Genomic DNA, 17,266 nt, shown 5'->3' on the forward strand with positions numbered 1-17,266 from the left:
CCCGGTATCACTCCCCGCATCGACGCGCTCTTGGCGCCGTGCAGGCCGATCTGCTGGACCGACCGGACTGACGACGATTTCGACCAGCGGTGAATCACCCGGACGGCGCTTGTTCGGCGTCAGGACAAGGCTTTTGCCCCGACTTCGAAGACCCCTCGAGTGCCGCAGACTGCGCTCATTCAGTGTGCGAACCGGGGTTCTGTCGCGGCGATTCGCTGCGTTGCCGTGGGACTGATGTCTTCTGCAGCGTTGTCCGCTCGTCGTTCAGCTGACGAACCTCCGATGCCCCCAAAGCGGTGTAGCGAGCGAACGCCTCTTCCCAATGCTCCTCAGCCTCCGAGATTCGGCCCCGGCCGGCGGCGATGCGGCCTAGGCCGTGGTGAGCGCGGGCGCTCTCGAAGCGGCTGCCGCACTCGTCGCTGAGCACCACGGCCCTTTCGTGCGCCTGTTTGGCCTCAACTTGGTTGCCAACCTGGTGGTGTGCCTCGCCGAGGCAGTTGAACGCTATCGCCGAATCCAACGGCAACCCGAGATCACCGAACAGGTCCAACGCGCGGCCCAGCCGCGAGACGGCAGCACCGAAGCGCTCCAAGTCGATCTCGATGCGAGCCATCCTGCGCAGGGTGATCGCAACGTTCCGCCTTGCCCCGGTCTGCTCGTAGCAAGCCAGCGCACGCTCGAGCTCCTGCAGGGCCGACTCGTTGTCACCGAGGTGGTGCAGGACTCCTGCTCGGTTGGCGAGCGCATTGCTCACACCGTAAATGTCACCAACGAACTCAAAGAGCTTACGCGCCTTCTCGTAGTGGTCGGCTGCAGCATCAAGCTGTCCTTGCTCCAGTAGCGCCAGTCCGAGGTTGTTTCGGGTTTGAGCCTCGGCGTAGTGGTGACCGTTACGTTGGGTGGCTTCAAGAGCCAGCTCATGCGTTTCCGTCCAGTCCTTCCACTGCTTGCTGAGGAAGTAGTAGCCGCGCAGCGTGTAGGCCAGCAGCCACAGGCGCGAATCCAGAGCCGGATCCGCCACCCGGAATATCGCCGTGGTGTTGGGTCGCTCGGCATTCAGCCACGCCAGGGCATTGTCGTGGTCATCGAACACCGGCGAGGCACGCACCACGCCCTCCAGCGGAATCCGGTAACGGTGCGGTGTGATGACCCGGTCCGCCTTGTCAGCAGTGTGCAAGTAGTAGTCGAACAGCCGATGCACGGCGGAGCAGCGATCGTTGTCGCTGTCATGCTGCTCCGCGATCTCCTCAGCGTACGATCGCAAGAGGTCGTGCACATCGAACCGACCGCTGCCCGGATCCTGAACGAGGTGCGCTCGGACCAAGGAATCAATGGCGCGCCCGGCTGCTCGGGGCGTGATGTCCAGCAATGCGGCCAACGCATAAGCGTCAAAGTCATGTCCCGGATACACACCCAACGAACGAAAAGCCCTTGCAGCATCACCATGAAGCTGCTCATAGGACCACGAGAACACCGTCCGAGCGGACGTCGACGGGTCATCATCGCCCAAGACATCCAGCTGGATCTCCCGGTCCGTCAGATCCGCGGCGAGGTCAGCCAGTGACATCGAAGGCCGCAGACGCGCTGCTTGCCCCGCCACCCGCAAGGCCAACGGCAACCGCGCACAGGACCTGATCACGGAATTAGCAGCGGCCGGCTCCTCATCAACACGCGCACCAACCAGCGTGCGAAATAGCTCCAACGCCGCCGCCACGGTCAACAGATCGACTCGGACGAGGGCAGCACCCTCGCCAACGATCAGACCCGACAACACACGACGACTCGTGACCAACGTGCGGCAAGACGCCGAGCCCGGCAACAAGGGACGCACCTGGTTCTCAGCGCACGCGTTGTCCAGCACCACGAGAACGCGCCGCCCAGCAAGGAGACTCCGATACAGCGCAGCCCGTTCAGTCAGAGCATCTGGGATTTCCTCCGCCGGCGTTCCCAGGGCACGCAGGAATCCGGCCAGCACCTCGCCAGGATCCAACGGACGATTCGGGCCATAGCCGCGCAAGTCGACGTACAGCTGACCGTCCGGGAAGTCCGCACTCACCTGATGAGCCCAGTGCACCGCAAGCGCCGTCTTCCCGACACCCGCAGTTCCACACACCAACGTGATCCGCGGGCCTGCCTGCAATGTTCCTGACTGCTCGGAAAAACCAGCGCTCAGCTCCTCCAGCTGCTCGCTGCGCCCCACGAAACCACCCGGTGCAGGTGGCAGCTGTTGCGGAACCGGTAAGCTGGGAAGCGTCTGCAAGTGCACGTCACCGACGATGGTGCCTGCCTGAACCACAGTGCCAACCGAACCCGACACCTCATTGCGTGCTCCCCCGGCGACGACTGAGCGGTCCGCCGTCCCATGCATGCGTCCCCCACCCCTCGAACATGATCACCCATGTCCATGACAACACACCGAGCCTGCCCTGGATACCGCTTAACGAAGAATCCAAACCTCGTCACAAACCAGTTGCGCCCAGCTAAAGGAACCTGATGGCTGATCATTTTGGACCGCTGATCGCCCGGAGCAGTGAAAACCCTCGAATGTGACGAGGAGCTGTTGCTCTATCCGAGTGAAGATCGCAGAAAACCTTAGCCGAACCCGGGTGAAACGCAGACGATCACCCACGTGGCAACAACACCGAAGCCCGTGCCGTGCAGCGCAGTCGGGTCCTCGCCCAAGCCGCCGCAGGCCTGCGACACCAGCGCCCCGGTCAGCACTCCGGCGTTGCAGGTCAAGCAGGTTCCCTGCCCCACCATTGCGCAGCCAACGTCTTTAGGTGTAGTTGATTCGGTCTTCTAGAACCGGGAGATAGGCTAACTGATCGAGAGCCCGGATCAGTTGATCAGTTCACCCTGCGCCGAAATCGGCCCGCAGCTGAATGGCCGCCACTTCACAGCGTTCGAGCTGCTCTCCTCATTACCGCCTGAATGAAATTCACTCCCTCGGCGTATTCCGTTTCCGAGAGCAGTTCCATCGTGCCAAGACGAAACCTGCATTGGAATTTGCCGACATCATCAGCAACCGTGGTCACTGGGAGGGATAGTGGGAAGCAGCGCTGAGGACTGCGAAGCGGAGCTGAAGCGACTTCGCAGGAATCGCGGGCTGTGCCTGGCACGAGCGGGTGAGATCGGCGACACTCTCCGCGCTGCATGCGGAGTGACCTCCGACGACACACCGGCAAGTACCGTACAGAAGGTCATCGAGGCAATATCTCGACAGGCCCAGTTGCTGGGGCGTGAACAACGGCAGGCCGCGCTGACAGCGTTAGGGATCAGTGGCCCCGGATCCCGTTTTCTCAAGGACCGGCAAGCCTGGATCGCGCAGGACATCGACCGTGACATTCGCACCGCTCGACGTCGTATCGACGAAGGATGCGCAGAGCTGGCATTGCTGCTGGCCGAAGGCGGCGAGACGGCGACAACACCGACAAGTTCTTGGCACACCGAACGGATGCGAGTGCTGCTCGCGCTCGACCAACCGAGGCCCGAGGCATTCGTGTTCCGCAGAGTGGTGGCCTGCAATGAATCTCTCGACGAACTCGACCTCGCAACCACGCTGACCGCTTCGGGCCAGCTGGTTGCCCACGGCACGGATGATGTCAATGTCGATGTGTTCGCCGGTGGGACACTGCTGCGCACGCGGAACGAATCAAGCAAGCAGACCGGGCTTACGCTCCGGCCACCCGAACCGTTGCGGCGCGGGCAGAAGCATGAGATCGCGTTGCGGATTCGCGCGGCGGAAATGCTGCCCTACTACGTGTGCGTGCCGAAGAGCGCCTGCGCGGAGTTCACCCTCACGGTTCGCTTCGGCACGCGGACTCCGCGCACGGTCGGGCTGTTGGAGAAGGTCTCCCAGAACGACCTGCGATCGGTGACCGGCACACCGCTCGAAACGGATGCCGCTGGCGAGGTGCACGTGTGCTTCCGGAACCTCCAGCCGGAGTTCGCCTACGGCATCCGGTGGGATCAGTAGCGCTACTCCCCAGACTCCCAGCCCGGGGAGCCGGGGCCGGACTTTGGCCGCAACACCATCGGCTCCCCCAATTCCGGCTTGACGTGCTTCTGTTGCTTGGTCAACGTGCGGTACAGCTTCTCGATACCGTCCTTCGTGATCTCCGGGACGTGGTAGTGGTGCGCACCGGAGGGTTGGAGGAAGTCGGGGATCTCCTCCTTCGTGTGCCCGGGAAGCAGGACCGGGAGGATGCGGCGGGTCCACACACTCCGGGTTTGCTGGAGCTTTTCCCGCAGGAGAGCGATTTCCCATTGACCGCCCTCGTTCTCATCGTCAGTGCCGTACCCGTCGCCGATGAGCCGGAACCGCGGCGAAGCGATCACCAGCGTGTAGTCCGAGTTCCTGATGTAGTGCTCGGCCCACTTGCTGATGTCGTGGCGGTACGGCTTGAGCCAGAAGTCGTTCACCGAGTCGATTCCCAGACATGCCAGCAACTGCGCGAACTTCAACACCTGTTCGCGGTGTTCTTCGTCCTCGTGGATGTAAGAGATGAAGACGGTGGGTAGCGGCATTTCTCCCTCGTCACACGACTCGCCGGAGACCTTGACCGGCCCCATGACAGCACGGTCGATGACTATTCAGCCACTCTCTGCACTGGCCAAATCCTGGACAATTCGGGTTCTTCCACACCACCGCTGGATCCGGTGTGGCACGTTCTCCGCTGGTGCCGATCACGGAAGTGGAGGAGCGTCTGGTCGTGCCGAATCCGGGGGAATCCGCGCAAGACCCGTGCGTCTACGTCTTCCGCGCACACGACTCGGACGAGCACATCGCACAAGTGCTCGAATTCGCCACGATGCTACGAAGAAACGGCATCAAGGCCGGCTTGCCCGAATGGAGCCCACCGCAGCGGTCCGATCACGTCGTCGACGAGATCGCGCGGTTCGACGAAGCGGATTTCATCCTGGTCATAGCCTCGCCCGAGATGAAGCTCGTGATGGACTCCATGCAGCCGGGCGATCCCGGGGTCGTGATCGGAGCCGCACTCGCCCGCAACGACCTCGCGGAAAACCTTCCTCGGTCGCTCAAGAAGATGCTGCCGGTCGTCCTACCCGGCAGGACCATCGAGGACCTCCCCCGAATGCTGACCAGTTACTCCACGGATCGCTACACGATCAGCCATATCGGCACCGATGATCCCGAGGTCCAGAACCTCCTGCGCGTATTGCGCAACAGTCCCCTACACGCCGAGCCACCCCAAGGACCGCCTCACACGATCGCTCAGGAACAGAGGCCTCTTCACGGCGTCGACACGCCCCCGCCTGCTGCGAAGGTGATCCTCCGCACCGGAGAAACGATCGTTCTGGAGGGACAGAGGCTCCTCGTGCACGACGGAGTTGATACGCCCGGCGGAGAAGGCGGTCCAGAGGTGCTGCGTCAGTCGCCGGCGATGCTCATCGGCGAGCCCCACGAGTGGGTCTGGCTGCGACAGGCCGAGCGGAAAGCCGAGTGCACAGGAGAACTCTTCGCAGCGTTGGCGGCGGAACGCGACCTGACCGAAGAAGTCAGCCGGGAGCAGGAAGCTGTGCCACGCCCGCTCGCCCTTCTCGACGAAGACCGCACGCGTACCCTCGTGCTCTCCTGGCCTCGGCGGGATGCACCTCCCAAGCGCTTCGCGACCCTCGCGGATTACATCCCGCATCCCGACGAGCTGGATTCGATCGTGGTACGCCGAACGCTGGCGGCCCTCGCCGGGCTCGCCGACCCGCTCGACGCGTTGCACCGCCGCGGGCACAGCCATCGCCAGCTCGCCCCGCAAAGCATCGTCCGGATCGACGACGAGAACCTCGCGCTGCGGGATCTCGGCGCCTCGACCCGCACACCAGTTCCGGGTGAGCACGCCACCTACCCCGCCCCCGAGCAGACCTTCCGCAGAAGCGGCCTCATCGGCCCCTGGACCGACGGCTACCAGCTGGCCGCCGTCGCCTACCACCAGATCAGCGGTCACCGACCTCGCGAAAGCAAACCCCTGCCGGTGCGGCTGGTCTGTCCGATCGCACCGGAGACAGCTTGCGCGGCGATCGACGCCGCCCTCGACCCCGTTCCCGCCAGACGTCCGACGGTCGCCGATCTGGCAGCCGCATTCCGGAAGTGAGCTGCATGCTGCGAGAAGTCCCGGTAACTGGTCCGATCCACTTGATCCCCGGAAATGACCTGCAGGAAAAGCTGCGCCAGCGCGAGTCAAAGTCCCCGCTCCTGCCGACCGGGCCTGAGCAGATCATCAGGGACCTGTCCCGCCGATCTGATGGGCTGGTTCCCGCGACCGTGGCAATGGGTAGGGGCAAGGGCCGCCTGTATCTGTACACCTACGGCTACGTCGTCGATCTCGGTCTGAGCAGGGACGAACGCTTCTTCTGGATCAACGGTGCCGCACCGTTCACGCTGCGGCATCACGCGAAACTTGCTCGGTCTTGTCTGCTACTGCGCTCCAAGTGGCGAGTCAAGAATTGGATCAAGGAGCTCCCGGAGAACCCCACCAAGTGCTGGCAAAAGCTGTGCAAGGAATGGCAACAGCTCGAACAGGACTTGGCCGACCAGGAGAACGTCGCGCGTCTCGACCCCCAGCACGAACGTTACCTTGACAAGCTCGATGCCTTCAACAAGATCTCTCGCGAAATCGCGGCGCAGAGCAACTCCTCTCAAGCTGGCTTTACCTACCGGCGCGTGCGTCCGGGAGGCTCGCACGGTTTCGCCACGACGAGCACCTACATCTTCGATCTCGAAGGCCCTGTACCGAAGCGGCACGACTACGTGCAGATAAGCGGTAACTCCGACCTGCGCGGCCAGGTGGTAGAGGCGACCGGCAAGGCGGTAAAAGTAAAGTTCGACGAGTCACCGGACTGGAATCAGCTGACGAGCCCAGGAAACCTGGTCCAGGCACCGACCGATGTCGTGCACATCAAGCGCCTTGAGACCGCGGAAGCGCTGCGAGCCCGGCAGACTCGGAACCGGTCCTTGTTGAAGGTGCTCGTCGAACACCAGACGCTGCCGATGCGCAAGGTCGAAGTGCATCCCTCCCAACAGCTCGACCCGTCCCAAGAGCGTGCCTTCCGCAGCGCATTGAGCGTCGAGGACATCCTGATCGTTCTAGGACCGCCGGGTACCGGGAAGACGCGTGTCATCACGGAGATGGTCAGCGCCCTGGGAGGATCCGACAGCGGGAAAACCCTGGTCACCTCGTTCTCGAACAAGGCTGTGGACAACGTCCTGGACCGGCGCCCGAAAAATGTGATCGCACTCCGTCTCGGTGATGAGATGAAGGTCGATCCCGACGTGCGGCACCTCCTGTTGGACAACTACGCACACGTGCTGCGTGAGGAGCTCAAACGCAGCAGCCGAGTAACCTGGGAGCACTACCAAAAGCTGCCAGACGCCCTCCGCCGGCACCAGCTGTTGGGCGAGCAGCTCACGACCTGGAAACAGTCCCGCAGTGAACTCGCAGCGCGCAAAACGGAACTGGACAGGTGCCGCCGCTCGGTCGGTGGTCCCGCGCACGCCCTCGTGCAGCAGCTGTCGCAGCAACTCGACCACCAGCGGGAACGGGCGCGCCATGCGCAGAACAGCCTGAATCAGGCCGTCCAACGCGCGGATCACGCCCGGGGCAGCTGGTGGTCCCACCTCGTAGGCCGGCTGCGCGATCGTCGGGTCAAGAAGCGACGCCACCGCTTCGATACCGCTTCCAGGCAAGTGAACGAGACCCGCGAACACCTCCGGCTCGCGCACGACGAACTCGAGGCGATGCTCCAGGACGTGCCCGAGGTGCAGGCCGCGCAGCTGAAATGCGAGGACGCTGCGAAGGAAGTCGACCAGAACCGAACCGGCGCGCTGAAGACGCTTTCCGCGCTAAGCCACGCGCTCGTCAACATCGATCCGCTACCGCCGGTGCCTGAAGGCGCCGACGATGCGAAGACTTTCCAGTTCGTCGAAGGACTGCACATGGGCGTGCAGAAGCGCATCGGACTTCTGCACGCCCGCACCGGGCTGGTCAACGAGTGGCACGAAGCGGTCTCCTCCCGCCCGATCCAGCAGCTCCGCCCAGAGCTGATCCGCTACGCCGATGTCATCGGGACGACCTGCGTCGGCGCCGCCACCCAGAAGGACATCGCCGCGGAGGAGTTCGACCTGGTGATCGTGGACGAGGCGGGGCAGGTGCAGACCTCTGACGTGCTGATTCCGCTGATCCGCGGCAAACGCGCCGTGCTGGTAGGCGACCACAAGCAGTTGCCACCAGTGACCACGGAAGAATTCAAGGACGCAGTCGGAAAGCGCGACGATGCCGCTGAACTCCTGGCCCTGTCCCAGAAGAGCCTGTTGGAAACCCTGGTCGAGGCAGTACCTGCGGATCACGTGGTGCAACTGCAGACGCAGCGCCGGATGCCTGAGGCGATCGCGCGACTCATTTCCGAGCATTTCTACGGCGGAACGGTGAAATCCGCTGTGGAGCCGCAGCGGGGAGACGCTCTCTTCACCAAGCCACTGGTGTTCGTGGACACCTCGACGCTGCCCGAGCACGAACGCCGCGAAACGCGGGTGAAAGACGCGGGATACATCAACAAGGTCGAGGCGCGTATGCTCAATCGGCTCGGCGAGCACTACGACAGCATCCAGGCCGAGTGGGCGCTAATCGTGCCTTACAAGGAACAGCTCGGCCATCTCAAGGAAATGGCGAGCCACTGGGCACCGAACTCGGAGACCGTCGACGGCAACTTCGGCACGGTTGACGCGTTCCAAGGCGGGGAGCGCGACGTGGTTCTCTACGGATTCACCCGCAGCAACAAAGACGGCTACATCGGATTCCTGGACGAGCTGCGGCGTCTCAACGTCGCATTCACTCGCGCCAAACAGCGCCTAGTGCTCGTCGGCGACTTGGGGGCACTGCTATCCAGCAGAGTTCCCGAGTTCACCGCCCTGATGGAGAGGCTGCGCGCCACACTGCGCCGCGACGGAGAAATCCTCGCCTACCACGACGTTGCCGCCCGACTCACCGAAGTGGGATCATGACTGCACAGGAACCTTCCTGGCACAACATGCACGCAGCCAAGCGCAGCGCTCTGGAGGACGCGGCATACCGCCAGGGCGTCTACCCCACCCGCGTGTTCCGCGTACTGCTCCCGGTGCACGAAGTCGAGGTCAAAGCCACCACCAGGACGGGACGTGACTACGCGCTCATCGACAAGTTCCTTGAGCGGTCCATCGACGAAGGTGGGCTCACGACGATTCCGCGTCTCGCAGAGTTCCTGTCCTTGGACCCCGTTCTCGTGGACCGCGCTGTCCGTGTGCTGCACCGCATCGGACACCTGGATCCCAACAGTGCTGAGCTCGCCCTCACGCCGCTCGCTCGCGAGTCGTTGGACGCCAACATCTGTTACGAGATCCGCCGTGAAGATCGGCGCAAGCTCTACTTCGACGGCTACCAATCGGAACCGCTGCACCGGCGCTACTACCAGGATTCCAAGGTCTTCCTGGATCCGGCGGAGGCCCAAGCCCGGACCGAAGACAAGTTCGTCAGGTTGACCTCCACCTACCCATTCCGGCGTGCTGCGCTCACCGCCCTGGAGAAGAACCCCGACCGCGACAAGTTCAACCTTCCGCTCTCGGTGGAGAACCCGGAGGACGTCCAGCCGGAGTGCGTGTTCCTCCCGCTTTTCCTCGTGCGCACGGTCGTGCGCGGCGGGCACGTGCGCTACCTGGCCTACAGCGAAGCCATCAGCGGTCAGCTCGACGAAGAGCTCAGCGATCTGTGCACCAACCATCCCGATATCGGCTTCACCTTGCAGAACGAAACGCCGCATGTCTCGCAGCAGGAGCAGATCGTCAGTGGTTGGCTGGAGCGGAATGCCCCAGCTGGTCGGGAGTTCTTCCAGCATCCGGACGGATCGTGGCAGGCCGATTTCGCTCCCGAGGATTTCGAACCAACAAAGCGCAGAATCAGGGACGTGGGCTCGTTCGTCGATCTCGGGACCGTCGTGGTCCGGGTGTGGTGCCAGGACCACGAAGTACGGCGACGCGCTCTGCTGGCACGCGCCAAGTCGCTGCTCGGGGTATTCCGGTATCGGCCGCAGGACCGCGCCGATCTGCTTCGCATGGCCGGAGATCAGCTGGAGTTCCCCGACCTCGACGACAGCAGACTACGCGCGCTGGCCGCCGAGGCCGGGGACAACGACTTGCTCGAGCAGCTCGACCAGCTGGATAGCAAGTTGGAACAGGGCACCTGAGACCTCTCCCCAGGGCCCCGCCCCGGGGTTGGGCGGGGTCCTGGGTGGGTCAGCGTTGTTCGGGTAGTGGGCGGTTGAGCCAGTCCGATTAGAAGGCTTCGAGGTCCGGGAGGGAGTCGAAGACGATCGGGAAGCCCGGTGGGGCTGCTCCAGCTCGAGGAGGGTCGTGCAGCCCGAGCAGATGCTGTCACCGGCTCCACGAGCCGGTCTCCCTTGCGGCACGGTGAGTTCCCAGACATCCCGCGTGGGCTTGCTGGCGGCTGCCACATTCCACGCACACACACGTTGAGCCGGTTATACCTGTAGTGCGTGGAATCGCCAGCTGGCCCGAGGACAGGATCTAGCAGGTGCCCCGCCCCTGGCGCGGATGGTCAGATAATTTCTGACCGCACACCCAAGAGCGCGAGAATCTGCTATCGATCGAGGCGAGGACTCTCTCACACTGCAATGTCATCGCAGCACGCGACCATGCCAACAGAGACGGTGCCGCAGCACTTGATAGGAGGTGAACAGGTCTCAAAACGGCTGCGATCAAAAGAGGTTCGATAATGTGCCCCTATGGTTTAGATCCGCACCGCAAACTCCCTGTTTCGGAAGCCCGGGAGCTATTCGCCAGTTCGGGTGGCATCTGCCAGCGTTGCGGAAAAGAAATTGGCCCTGATTACCAGACTGCACATCTTGCCCCCTACGCGCGGGGGCGGCGCCACCGACATCGAACAGATGGAGGCATGGTGCCCTGACTGCAACCTCGACCTTGGAGAGCGGGCCTGCTGTAGCCACTGTTCCGACGAGTGGCTCACCAACTGATGTGTCGCCAGATCGGATCCGTTTCACCAACGCGCGTGCACGCGCAGAGCCCACACCGAGTTCCCGGCGCAACGTCTCCGCCGAGATCGGCCGACGATGCCGAAGCCAATGCTCGACGTCGAGATCAACGGCACGAGACACGAGTTCCTCGGCTTCGCTCGTGGCCGCATCGTCATCATCCCGCTGTTGACCAGGTTCGTTGCACGACACCGTACACGACGCTGTCGACACAGCACCGCCGTCACCGGCCAGGCCAATGGCTGTCTGCCCTTCAGCGTTGGACGGGGTCCCGGCCGCGGAAATCGCCTGCAGCAGCCCTGGCCCGACCTCCGCCCAGCCGGTCAGCAGCAACGGGCCCACCGGATCGAAGGCGGTCTTGCCGAACTGGCCAGCGCAGATCGGCTCGGCCACATTCACCGCCAACGTCACCAAGGAAGCGAACAGCAGCAGCCGTCGCGCCGGGCGGAGCTGCTCCGGCCGCGCACCGTGCAGGGCAAGGTAGCGCGTGCCCAGCAGCAACCCGAGCACTGACAGATCGACCGCCGGAGCGACCAGCGGCGCCACATACATCGGCTCATCCAGCCGCAAAGCAAGGCTCAGGACATTGCCGAACCCGAACAGGAAGGTCACGCGATCACCGAGCCCATGATCACCGCCACCGACCGCTCCACCACATCCCGGGAAGCCCACATCAGAGCTTCCCACCCGCACCTGAGCTACCGCCTGCCAGGCACAGCACGGCCCGCTCGAACAAGGTGGGGATTTGGTTCAAGTCCCCCTCGGACACTCTCTTACCTCACGGGTTTTCTGACTCGACGGCTAGCACTCCTCACTGCTGGCAGCGGGGGTTTTCTTCTGGCACTCGACGGTGGAATCCGTCCTCGGTGCGGAGTGTATCCGGCCGGGCGCGGCCATCAGCTCTGGAGCTGGACAGCCTGGTGCCGGCCTGAGAACCCAGCCCACGTGGCCGCACACGATCTCCAGGCCTGCTCGGCGGAGATAGTCACCAATCTCGTTTCCCACATCATCCTCGGGTGGTTCCCCACTCTGCTGGCTGAGCAGGCCTGGGGCGTCGCGAAGGTGATCCTCGCGGACGTACACGGAACGGGGCACCGGTCTTGGCCGCGATAGAGCGGCCGTGGAGCCATGGCGGCAGCGATACCCGGCACGACCATGCACCCAGTGCGCATCCATCCGACGGCACACTGCCCGCACACCACCAGATCAGCCAATTCGTCCTTGCGAACCTCGCGTTGCACCGCAAGGAACGTGGACTCATCGACCAACGCCCGATGAGACAACTGCTCGGAAACTTCCCACTCCTGCACCGCATTCCGGCGCACTACCCCCGAGCCTCGGCCACCCGTGCGTCCACTCGCGCCGTGGCCCTGGGGGGAGTGCCGGTTCCAGACCTGCCCGCCCGTGTACCGCGGATTCTCCAAAATCAGCGCAATAGTGCGGGCGATCCACCCCTTCACTGGACGATGCGTGTTCCGAGCCTGATCTGCACCGGCCGGGCATGGCACACCACGCGCGTTGAGCTCCCGCGCCAACGACGCCACCGACCGACCCCGTGCTCGCTCGGCGAACAGCCACCGCACCCACGGCGCCGTCTCCGAATCCTGCTCCAACACATGCACACGCCGCCCCACTGCGCGGCCCAGCATCGACCAACCGATATCCATGGGTTCCGGCGGCTCGTGGGGCGCCGCCAATTCGAGCACCGCCGTGCACCGCGCGGTCGAGGCCCTTCGCGAGAAGCCGCTGATCGCGGCTACCAGCGACGCGAGCTCCCCGCTGCACGGCCTGGATCCGGCAGGCGCTCGAGCGCGTACGCGTGGAGCTCGGGCGTTCCGAGTTCCCGGCGAGCGTGGGTTCCGGCGGCGGTGGCGGCACGTCAGGATTCGCCGCGGTCCGCCACCAGCCTGCCCTCGGAGTCGGCACCGAGCCGGATCCACCGGCTACGGCACGCGTCCGACTGAACGTGGGGCCCCGCCGCTACAGGGATCTGCCCGGCGTCGCCCGCCGACTGGCGATGACTCGCTCGGCTCGAACACCCGCCCGCTACGTCCCTTGCCCGTGCCAGCCTCCAATCCGCAGCAGCCCGATTCCCTCAACACACGTCAACATGACCGCCCCGGCGGCATCCTCTACGAGTTCCAACGCGCAGCATGACCTGCACGGATGCAGTTTTCGGCAAGGGAACCTTTCCTGTGCCGGCGAACTCGGCGAAGACGCCGGTCAAGCGTGCAACGGGACGTAGTCCGTGTCGTATCCGAAGTAGCGGGGACCGGCGAGTTCCAGGCCGCCCGGGCTCGTCCACCGCGGGTCGCAGGGCGCCGCCAGGACGCTGACGCGCAGTCCGTAACGCAGTCCCTCAGTGGTCACCGGCTCCCCGGTCTCGGCGTCCAGCACGCAGATCAGGTCCGGTGTGGTGGCCGTGATCCGACCGTCCAATGTGGCCAGCAGGTGCTCGTTCTGGAAGTCCAGCACGAGCGTCCGGCCCGCCCCCTCCACCCGGGTCCGGCCCCGGGCGAAGCCGCCTTCGGTCCGCCGCTGCACGTCCACGACCTTGCCTGCGAGCAGGTGCTTTCCGGCGAGCAGCTTCCGCGCGGCGTCCACCGGATCGGCGTGCCCGGCCCGCGCCTGCCGGACCTCCTGGCCGAGCTGCTCGGCCAATGTCAAGGTAGCCGGAACCAGCCCGGCGGCGAGCTGATCGCCCCGCATGACGGTGTCCGCGCAACTCACCTGGCAGCCCAACTGCACGCAGGCGGCGCGCGCGATGCGCTCCGCAGTGTGGTTGTCCACGGCCCGGACAACCATCGTGTTGCCCTTGTCGTCGGCGATCGCCATGGGTGTGTTGGACACCCCGATCAGGCCCGGCAGCACCATCTGCGCCTCTGGGAACGCCCGGCCCATCGCGTCGCCGTCGACCACCGGCAGTCCCGCTTCGGCCGCCGCCGCCAGCGGCAGCATCGAGTTCACCCCGCCGATCTCGATCGGCACGATGTGCGTCGCCCGGCGCCCGAGTACCTCTTCCAGCGCCCGCAGCGCGGTGAGCTCCTCGCGCCCGTTGGGCAACTTCTCCAGCAGGATCGTCGGCGCGCCCATACCGGAGATCGGCACCACGGTGGCGTCGGCGGGCACCTCGTCGATGTCCACGACGGTCACCGGACCGTTGCGGCGGATCGCCTCCCGCGCCAGCAGCTTGCCGATGTAGGGGTCGCCGCCCCCGCCGGTCCCGAGGATGCCCGCGCCCCGGGCGATGTCGTCGAGGTTGTCGATGCCGATCTCACGCATTGCGGTCCTCCCCTTGCACGATCCGGGCCAGGTCGAGGTCGCCGACGGCCTTGACCCGGATCCGCGTGGCCCCGCCAGGCAGGTACGCCAGCGGGACCTCTTCGACGTCCACGACGCGAACCGTCCCGGCTCGCGCCCCTGCTTCCTCGGCCCGCGCCACGGCCTCCTCCCGCGCCTGGTCCAGGATCTTCTCCCGGGTTCCGTCAGGTATCTGGAAGACGCGGTCGACCTCGCCGCCGACCTGGGCGATCGCCGCGCCGACGGCGTTGGCGACGTCGAAGTGCGCGGGCCGGTGTACCTCCGGGAAACCGGGCAGATGCTCGGGCACGAGCACGCTGCCACCACCGACGGCGACCACGGGCAGCGGCGCGGCGGAGGTCCGCATCCGGTCAACCGTGTCGGCCAGCCGCTCGGCGATGCGGCTCAGCGCCGCCGACACGAACGACCGGTCGAGGTGCGCGACCTGCGCCGCGTCGCCGATGTCGGCAAAACCGCCCGCGACCGCGAGATCGGTGGCGGTCAGCGTCGATCCGCCGAAGACCAGCGCCTCGTCGGTCAGCCGGTAGCCGACGCTGCGCGGCCCGACCTCGCCGTCCCCGGTAACCAGCGACCCGCCGCCGATCCCCAGCGACAGTACGTCGGGGATGCGGAAGTTGGTGCGCACCCCGGCCACCTCCCCGTCGGCTGCCGCCTCGCGGGGGAAGCCGCCGATGAGGACCCCGACGTCGGAGGTGGTGCCGCCGACGTCGACCACCGCGCAGTCAGTGAGCCCGGACAGGAACGCCGCGCCGCGCATCGAGTTCGTCGGCCCAGAGGCGAAGGTGGCGACCGGGTAGCGGCGAGCGAAGTCCAGGTCCATCAGCGTCCCGTCGTTCTGGGACAGCAGGAACGGCGCGGTGACGCCGTTGTCGGCCAGCGCCTTGCCGAAGGACTCCACGATGGTCACCGCGAGATCGCGCAGCGCGGCGTTGACGATCGTGGCATTCTCCCGCGCCAGCAGCCCGACCCGGCCGATTTCGTTGGACAGCGAGAGGTGCACGTCTCCGAGCTCGGCGGCGAGGATCTCCGCGGCGCGCTGCTCGTCCTCGGCCGCCGCCGGGGAGAACACTGACGACACCGCCACCGAGCGCACCCCGTGCCCGGCGATGTCGGCTGCGACCCGCTTGAGTTCGTCGGGGTCCAGCGCCGACAACGGGCGGCCGTCGAATTCCCGACCGCCGTGGCAGATGTAGGCGTGGCCACCGACGGCCTGCCGCAGCCGGTCCGGCCAGTCGACCATCGGCGGCAACGCCTCGGTGGCCGGCCGACCGAGGCGCACCGCCGCCACCGGCGCGAGGCGGGCGCCTTCGACCAGGGCGTTGAGGAAATGAGTGGTGCCGATCATGACCGTGGTGACCGCATCGCCGTCGGCGTCGGCCAGCACCCGGCGGACCGCGTCGGCGACGCCGGCAGTGACGTCCGAGGTGGTCGGCGATTTCGCGGCGGCGAGCACCCGGTCGTCGTCGCCGAGCAGCGCGGCGTCGGTGTTGGTGCCCCCGACGTCGATTCCGATGCGCATGGATGACCTTTCAGCGAGTGATTTCGAGGGCGGCGGCCGGTTCCGCCGGTTGCTCGACCGGCAGTTCCCGGTGGCCGCGGACCAGGCCGAGCCGACCGGCAAGGGCGTAGCCGAGGCCGGCCAGCAACAACGAGTTGAGCGCCGGGATGCCCCACCACTGGAAGTGCTCGGACAGCCAGCCGAACACCGATGCGGCCAGCCACAGCACGATCGTGGCCGGCACCCAGGCCGGTTCGGTCTCCGGCAGCCGGCCGAGCGCGCGGGAGGCGTCCAGCTCCGGACGCCAGCGGCGGACCACGAAGTACTCGGCGACCATGATCCCGGCCACCGGCGGGGTGAGTACCCCGAGCAGGGTGAGGAAGTCCTCGAAGGCGTCCAGGATTCCGGCCGCTGCGGCGAGGCTGCCCAGCACGCCGACGACCACGGTGACCCGCGCCCGGTTCAGCCGGACGCCGAACAGCGACTCCACCGCGTTGATCAGACCCAGCGAGCACGAGTACAGGTTCCAGTTGTTGATCTTGATGGTGGCTGACACCAGGATGATCACCCCGGCCACCCCGGAGGAGGCGGTGATGATCGCGATCACGTCGGAGGACTTCACCGCGTAGGCCAGCAGCACCCCGGCGAGGCCGAGCACGTACTCGCCCAGCGAAATGCCCACCACGGTCTGCTTGACCACGTCCCCGGCGTTGCGGTTGAAGCGGGTCATGTCCGGCGTGGTCACCGCGCCGACGATGTAGGAGCCCGCGACGATCGTTGCCCCGGTGGCGATCGACATGCCCTCGCCGAACGGCGGTGAGGCGACCAGTTCCCCGAGGCTGTAGCGGGACATCTGCACCGACATCGCCCACCCGGCCAGGCCCAGGAACGCCGGGACCGTGACGAACGCGGTCCAGCCCATCGCCCGGAAACCGCGCAGCACCAAGGCAGTCACCGCCATCCCGGTGATCAGGCACCAGCCCCACAGCGGGATTCCGCCGACCAGCGAGTGCAGCCCCTCGGCGAACACTGCGGTCTGCACGCCGAACCAGCCGAACAGGCTCACCGCGATCACTACGCCGATCAGCGTCGAGCCGTAGCGGCCGAAACCGGTCCAGCGGGTCAGCACCGAAGTGGACAGTCCCTCGCGCATCCCGGCGATGCCGACGAAGATGCAGACGATCTCCAGGATCACCGATCCGAGGGTGAACGCCCAGAACGCGCCCCAGAACGACAGTCCGGCGCCGAGGGTGGCGCCGAGGAGGAATTGGGTGAGGTCCGACAGCTGGCCGAAGCGCTGCACTGCGACGTTGAACCACGGGTAGCGGGCGGATCTGGGCACCCGCTCCAGCGGGTAGTCCACATCGGTGTCCGACATGCGGGACTCCTCTG

Annotated in this window: 12 protein-coding genes; 4 read left to right on the forward strand and 8 right to left on the reverse strand. The window is 65.6% G+C overall.

The window, feature by feature from the left end:
• Window positions 1-175: 175 nt before the first annotated feature.
• Complete coding sequence (locus ACWEV3_RS15600) at window positions 176-2,266, reverse strand: ATP-binding protein (protein ID WP_452614519.1); 2,091 nt, start codon at window positions 2,264-2,266, stop codon at window positions 176-178.
• A 326-nt stretch (window positions 2,267-2,592) separates the two neighbouring features.
• Complete coding sequence (locus ACWEV3_RS15605) at window positions 2,593-2,739, reverse strand: hypothetical protein (RefSeq protein ID WP_452614520.1); 147 nt, start codon at window positions 2,737-2,739, stop codon at window positions 2,593-2,595.
• Between the two features lie 421 nt (window positions 2,740-3,160).
• Between ACWEV3_RS15605 and ACWEV3_RS15610 the strand changes: the two genes are divergently transcribed.
• Window positions 3,161-3,976 (forward strand): hypothetical protein, encoded by an 816-nt coding sequence (locus ACWEV3_RS15610; RefSeq protein WP_452614521.1) that lies wholly within the window; start codon window positions 3,161-3,163, stop codon window positions 3,974-3,976.
• Window positions 3,977-3,978: 2 nt separating this feature from the next.
• On the opposite strand, the gene ACWEV3_RS15615 is transcribed toward ACWEV3_RS15610, so the two are convergent.
• On the reverse strand, window positions 3,979-4,572 hold the full coding sequence (locus tag ACWEV3_RS15615) for an SEFIR domain-containing protein (protein WP_452614522.1): 594 nt from the start codon (window positions 4,570-4,572) through the stop codon (window positions 3,979-3,981).
• 107 nt (window positions 4,573-4,679) lie between these two features.
• On the opposite strand from ACWEV3_RS15615, the gene ACWEV3_RS15620 reads away from it, so the two are divergent.
• From ACWEV3_RS15620 to ACWEV3_RS15630, 3 genes are read left to right on the forward strand one after another with little or no spacing between them, the layout of a single operon-like run.
• Entirely contained in the window at window positions 4,680-6,110 is a 1,431-nt protein-coding gene (locus tag ACWEV3_RS15620; RefSeq protein ID WP_452614523.1) for a hypothetical protein, read from the forward strand.
• A 5-nt stretch (window positions 6,111-6,115) separates the two neighbouring features.
• The gene (locus ACWEV3_RS15625) at window positions 6,116-9,016 is read left to right on the forward strand and encodes a DEAD/DEAH box helicase (protein WP_452614524.1); all 2,901 of its coding nucleotides are present in this window, start codon (window positions 6,116-6,118) and stop codon (window positions 9,014-9,016) included.
• Window positions 9,013-10,230: a hypothetical protein gene (locus ACWEV3_RS15630; protein WP_452614525.1), complete on the forward strand. Its 1,218-nt coding sequence runs from the start codon at window positions 9,013-9,015 to the stop codon at window positions 10,228-10,230. Before ACWEV3_RS15625 ends, ACWEV3_RS15630 begins: the two co-directional genes overlap by 4 nt.
• 531 nt (window positions 10,231-10,761) lie before the next feature.
• Here the strand turns inward: ACWEV3_RS15630 and ACWEV3_RS15635 are convergent.
• From ACWEV3_RS15635 to ACWEV3_RS15655, 5 genes are all read right to left on the reverse strand, one after another.
• Entirely contained in the window at window positions 10,762-11,667 is a 906-nt protein-coding gene (locus ACWEV3_RS15635; RefSeq protein WP_452614526.1) for a hypothetical protein, read from the reverse strand.
• Window positions 11,668-11,951: 284 nt separating this feature from the next.
• Complete coding sequence (locus ACWEV3_RS15640; protein ID WP_452614644.1) at window positions 11,952-12,722, reverse strand: recombinase family protein; 771 nt, start codon at window positions 12,720-12,722, stop codon at window positions 11,952-11,954.
• A 556-nt stretch (window positions 12,723-13,278) separates the two neighbouring features.
• Window positions 13,279-14,337 (reverse strand): DUF917 domain-containing protein, encoded by a 1,059-nt coding sequence (locus ACWEV3_RS15645; RefSeq protein WP_452614527.1) that lies wholly within the window; start codon window positions 14,335-14,337, stop codon window positions 13,279-13,281.
• Window positions 14,330-15,895 (reverse strand): hydantoinase/oxoprolinase N-terminal domain-containing protein, encoded by a 1,566-nt coding sequence (locus ACWEV3_RS15650; protein WP_452614528.1) that lies wholly within the window; start codon window positions 15,893-15,895, stop codon window positions 14,330-14,332. The genes ACWEV3_RS15645 and ACWEV3_RS15650 overlap by 8 nt, the downstream gene beginning before the upstream one ends.
• 10 nt (window positions 15,896-15,905) lie before the next feature.
• The gene (locus ACWEV3_RS15655; protein ID WP_452614529.1) at window positions 15,906-17,252 is read right to left on the reverse strand and encodes a purine-cytosine permease family protein; all 1,347 of its coding nucleotides are present in this window, start codon (window positions 17,250-17,252) and stop codon (window positions 15,906-15,908) included.
• Between the last annotated feature and the right edge of the window lie 14 nt (window positions 17,253-17,266).

The organism is Saccharopolyspora sp. NPDC003752 (assembly GCF_053605825.1).

What these genes read in the sequence shown, in the direction of transcription:
- ACWEV3_RS15615 (WP_452614522.1), bottom strand. Translation starts at nt 4,572, where the DNA reads ATGGGGCCGGTCAAGGTCTCCGGCGAGTCGTGTGACGAGGGAGAAATG.
- ACWEV3_RS15625 (WP_452614524.1), top strand. Translation starts at nt 6,116, where the DNA reads ATGCTGCGAGAAGTCCCGGTAACTGGTCCGATCCACTTGATCCCCGGA.
- ACWEV3_RS15630 (WP_452614525.1), top strand. Translation starts at nt 9,013, where the DNA reads ATGACTGCACAGGAACCTTCCTGGCACAACATGCACGCAGCCAAGCGC.
- ACWEV3_RS15640 (WP_452614644.1), bottom strand. Translation starts at nt 12,722, where the DNA reads ATGGATATCGGTTGGTCGATGCTGGGCCGCGCAGTGGGGCGGCGTGTG.
- ACWEV3_RS15645 (WP_452614527.1), bottom strand. Translation starts at nt 14,337, where the DNA reads ATGCGTGAGATCGGCATCGACAACCTCGACGACATCGCCCGGGGCGCG.
- ACWEV3_RS15650 (WP_452614528.1), bottom strand. Translation starts at nt 15,895, where the DNA reads ATGCGCATCGGAATCGACGTCGGGGGCACCAACACCGACGCCGCGCTG.
- ACWEV3_RS15655 (WP_452614529.1), bottom strand. Translation starts at nt 17,252, where the DNA reads ATGTCGGACACCGATGTGGACTACCCGCTGGAGCGGGTGCCCAGATCC.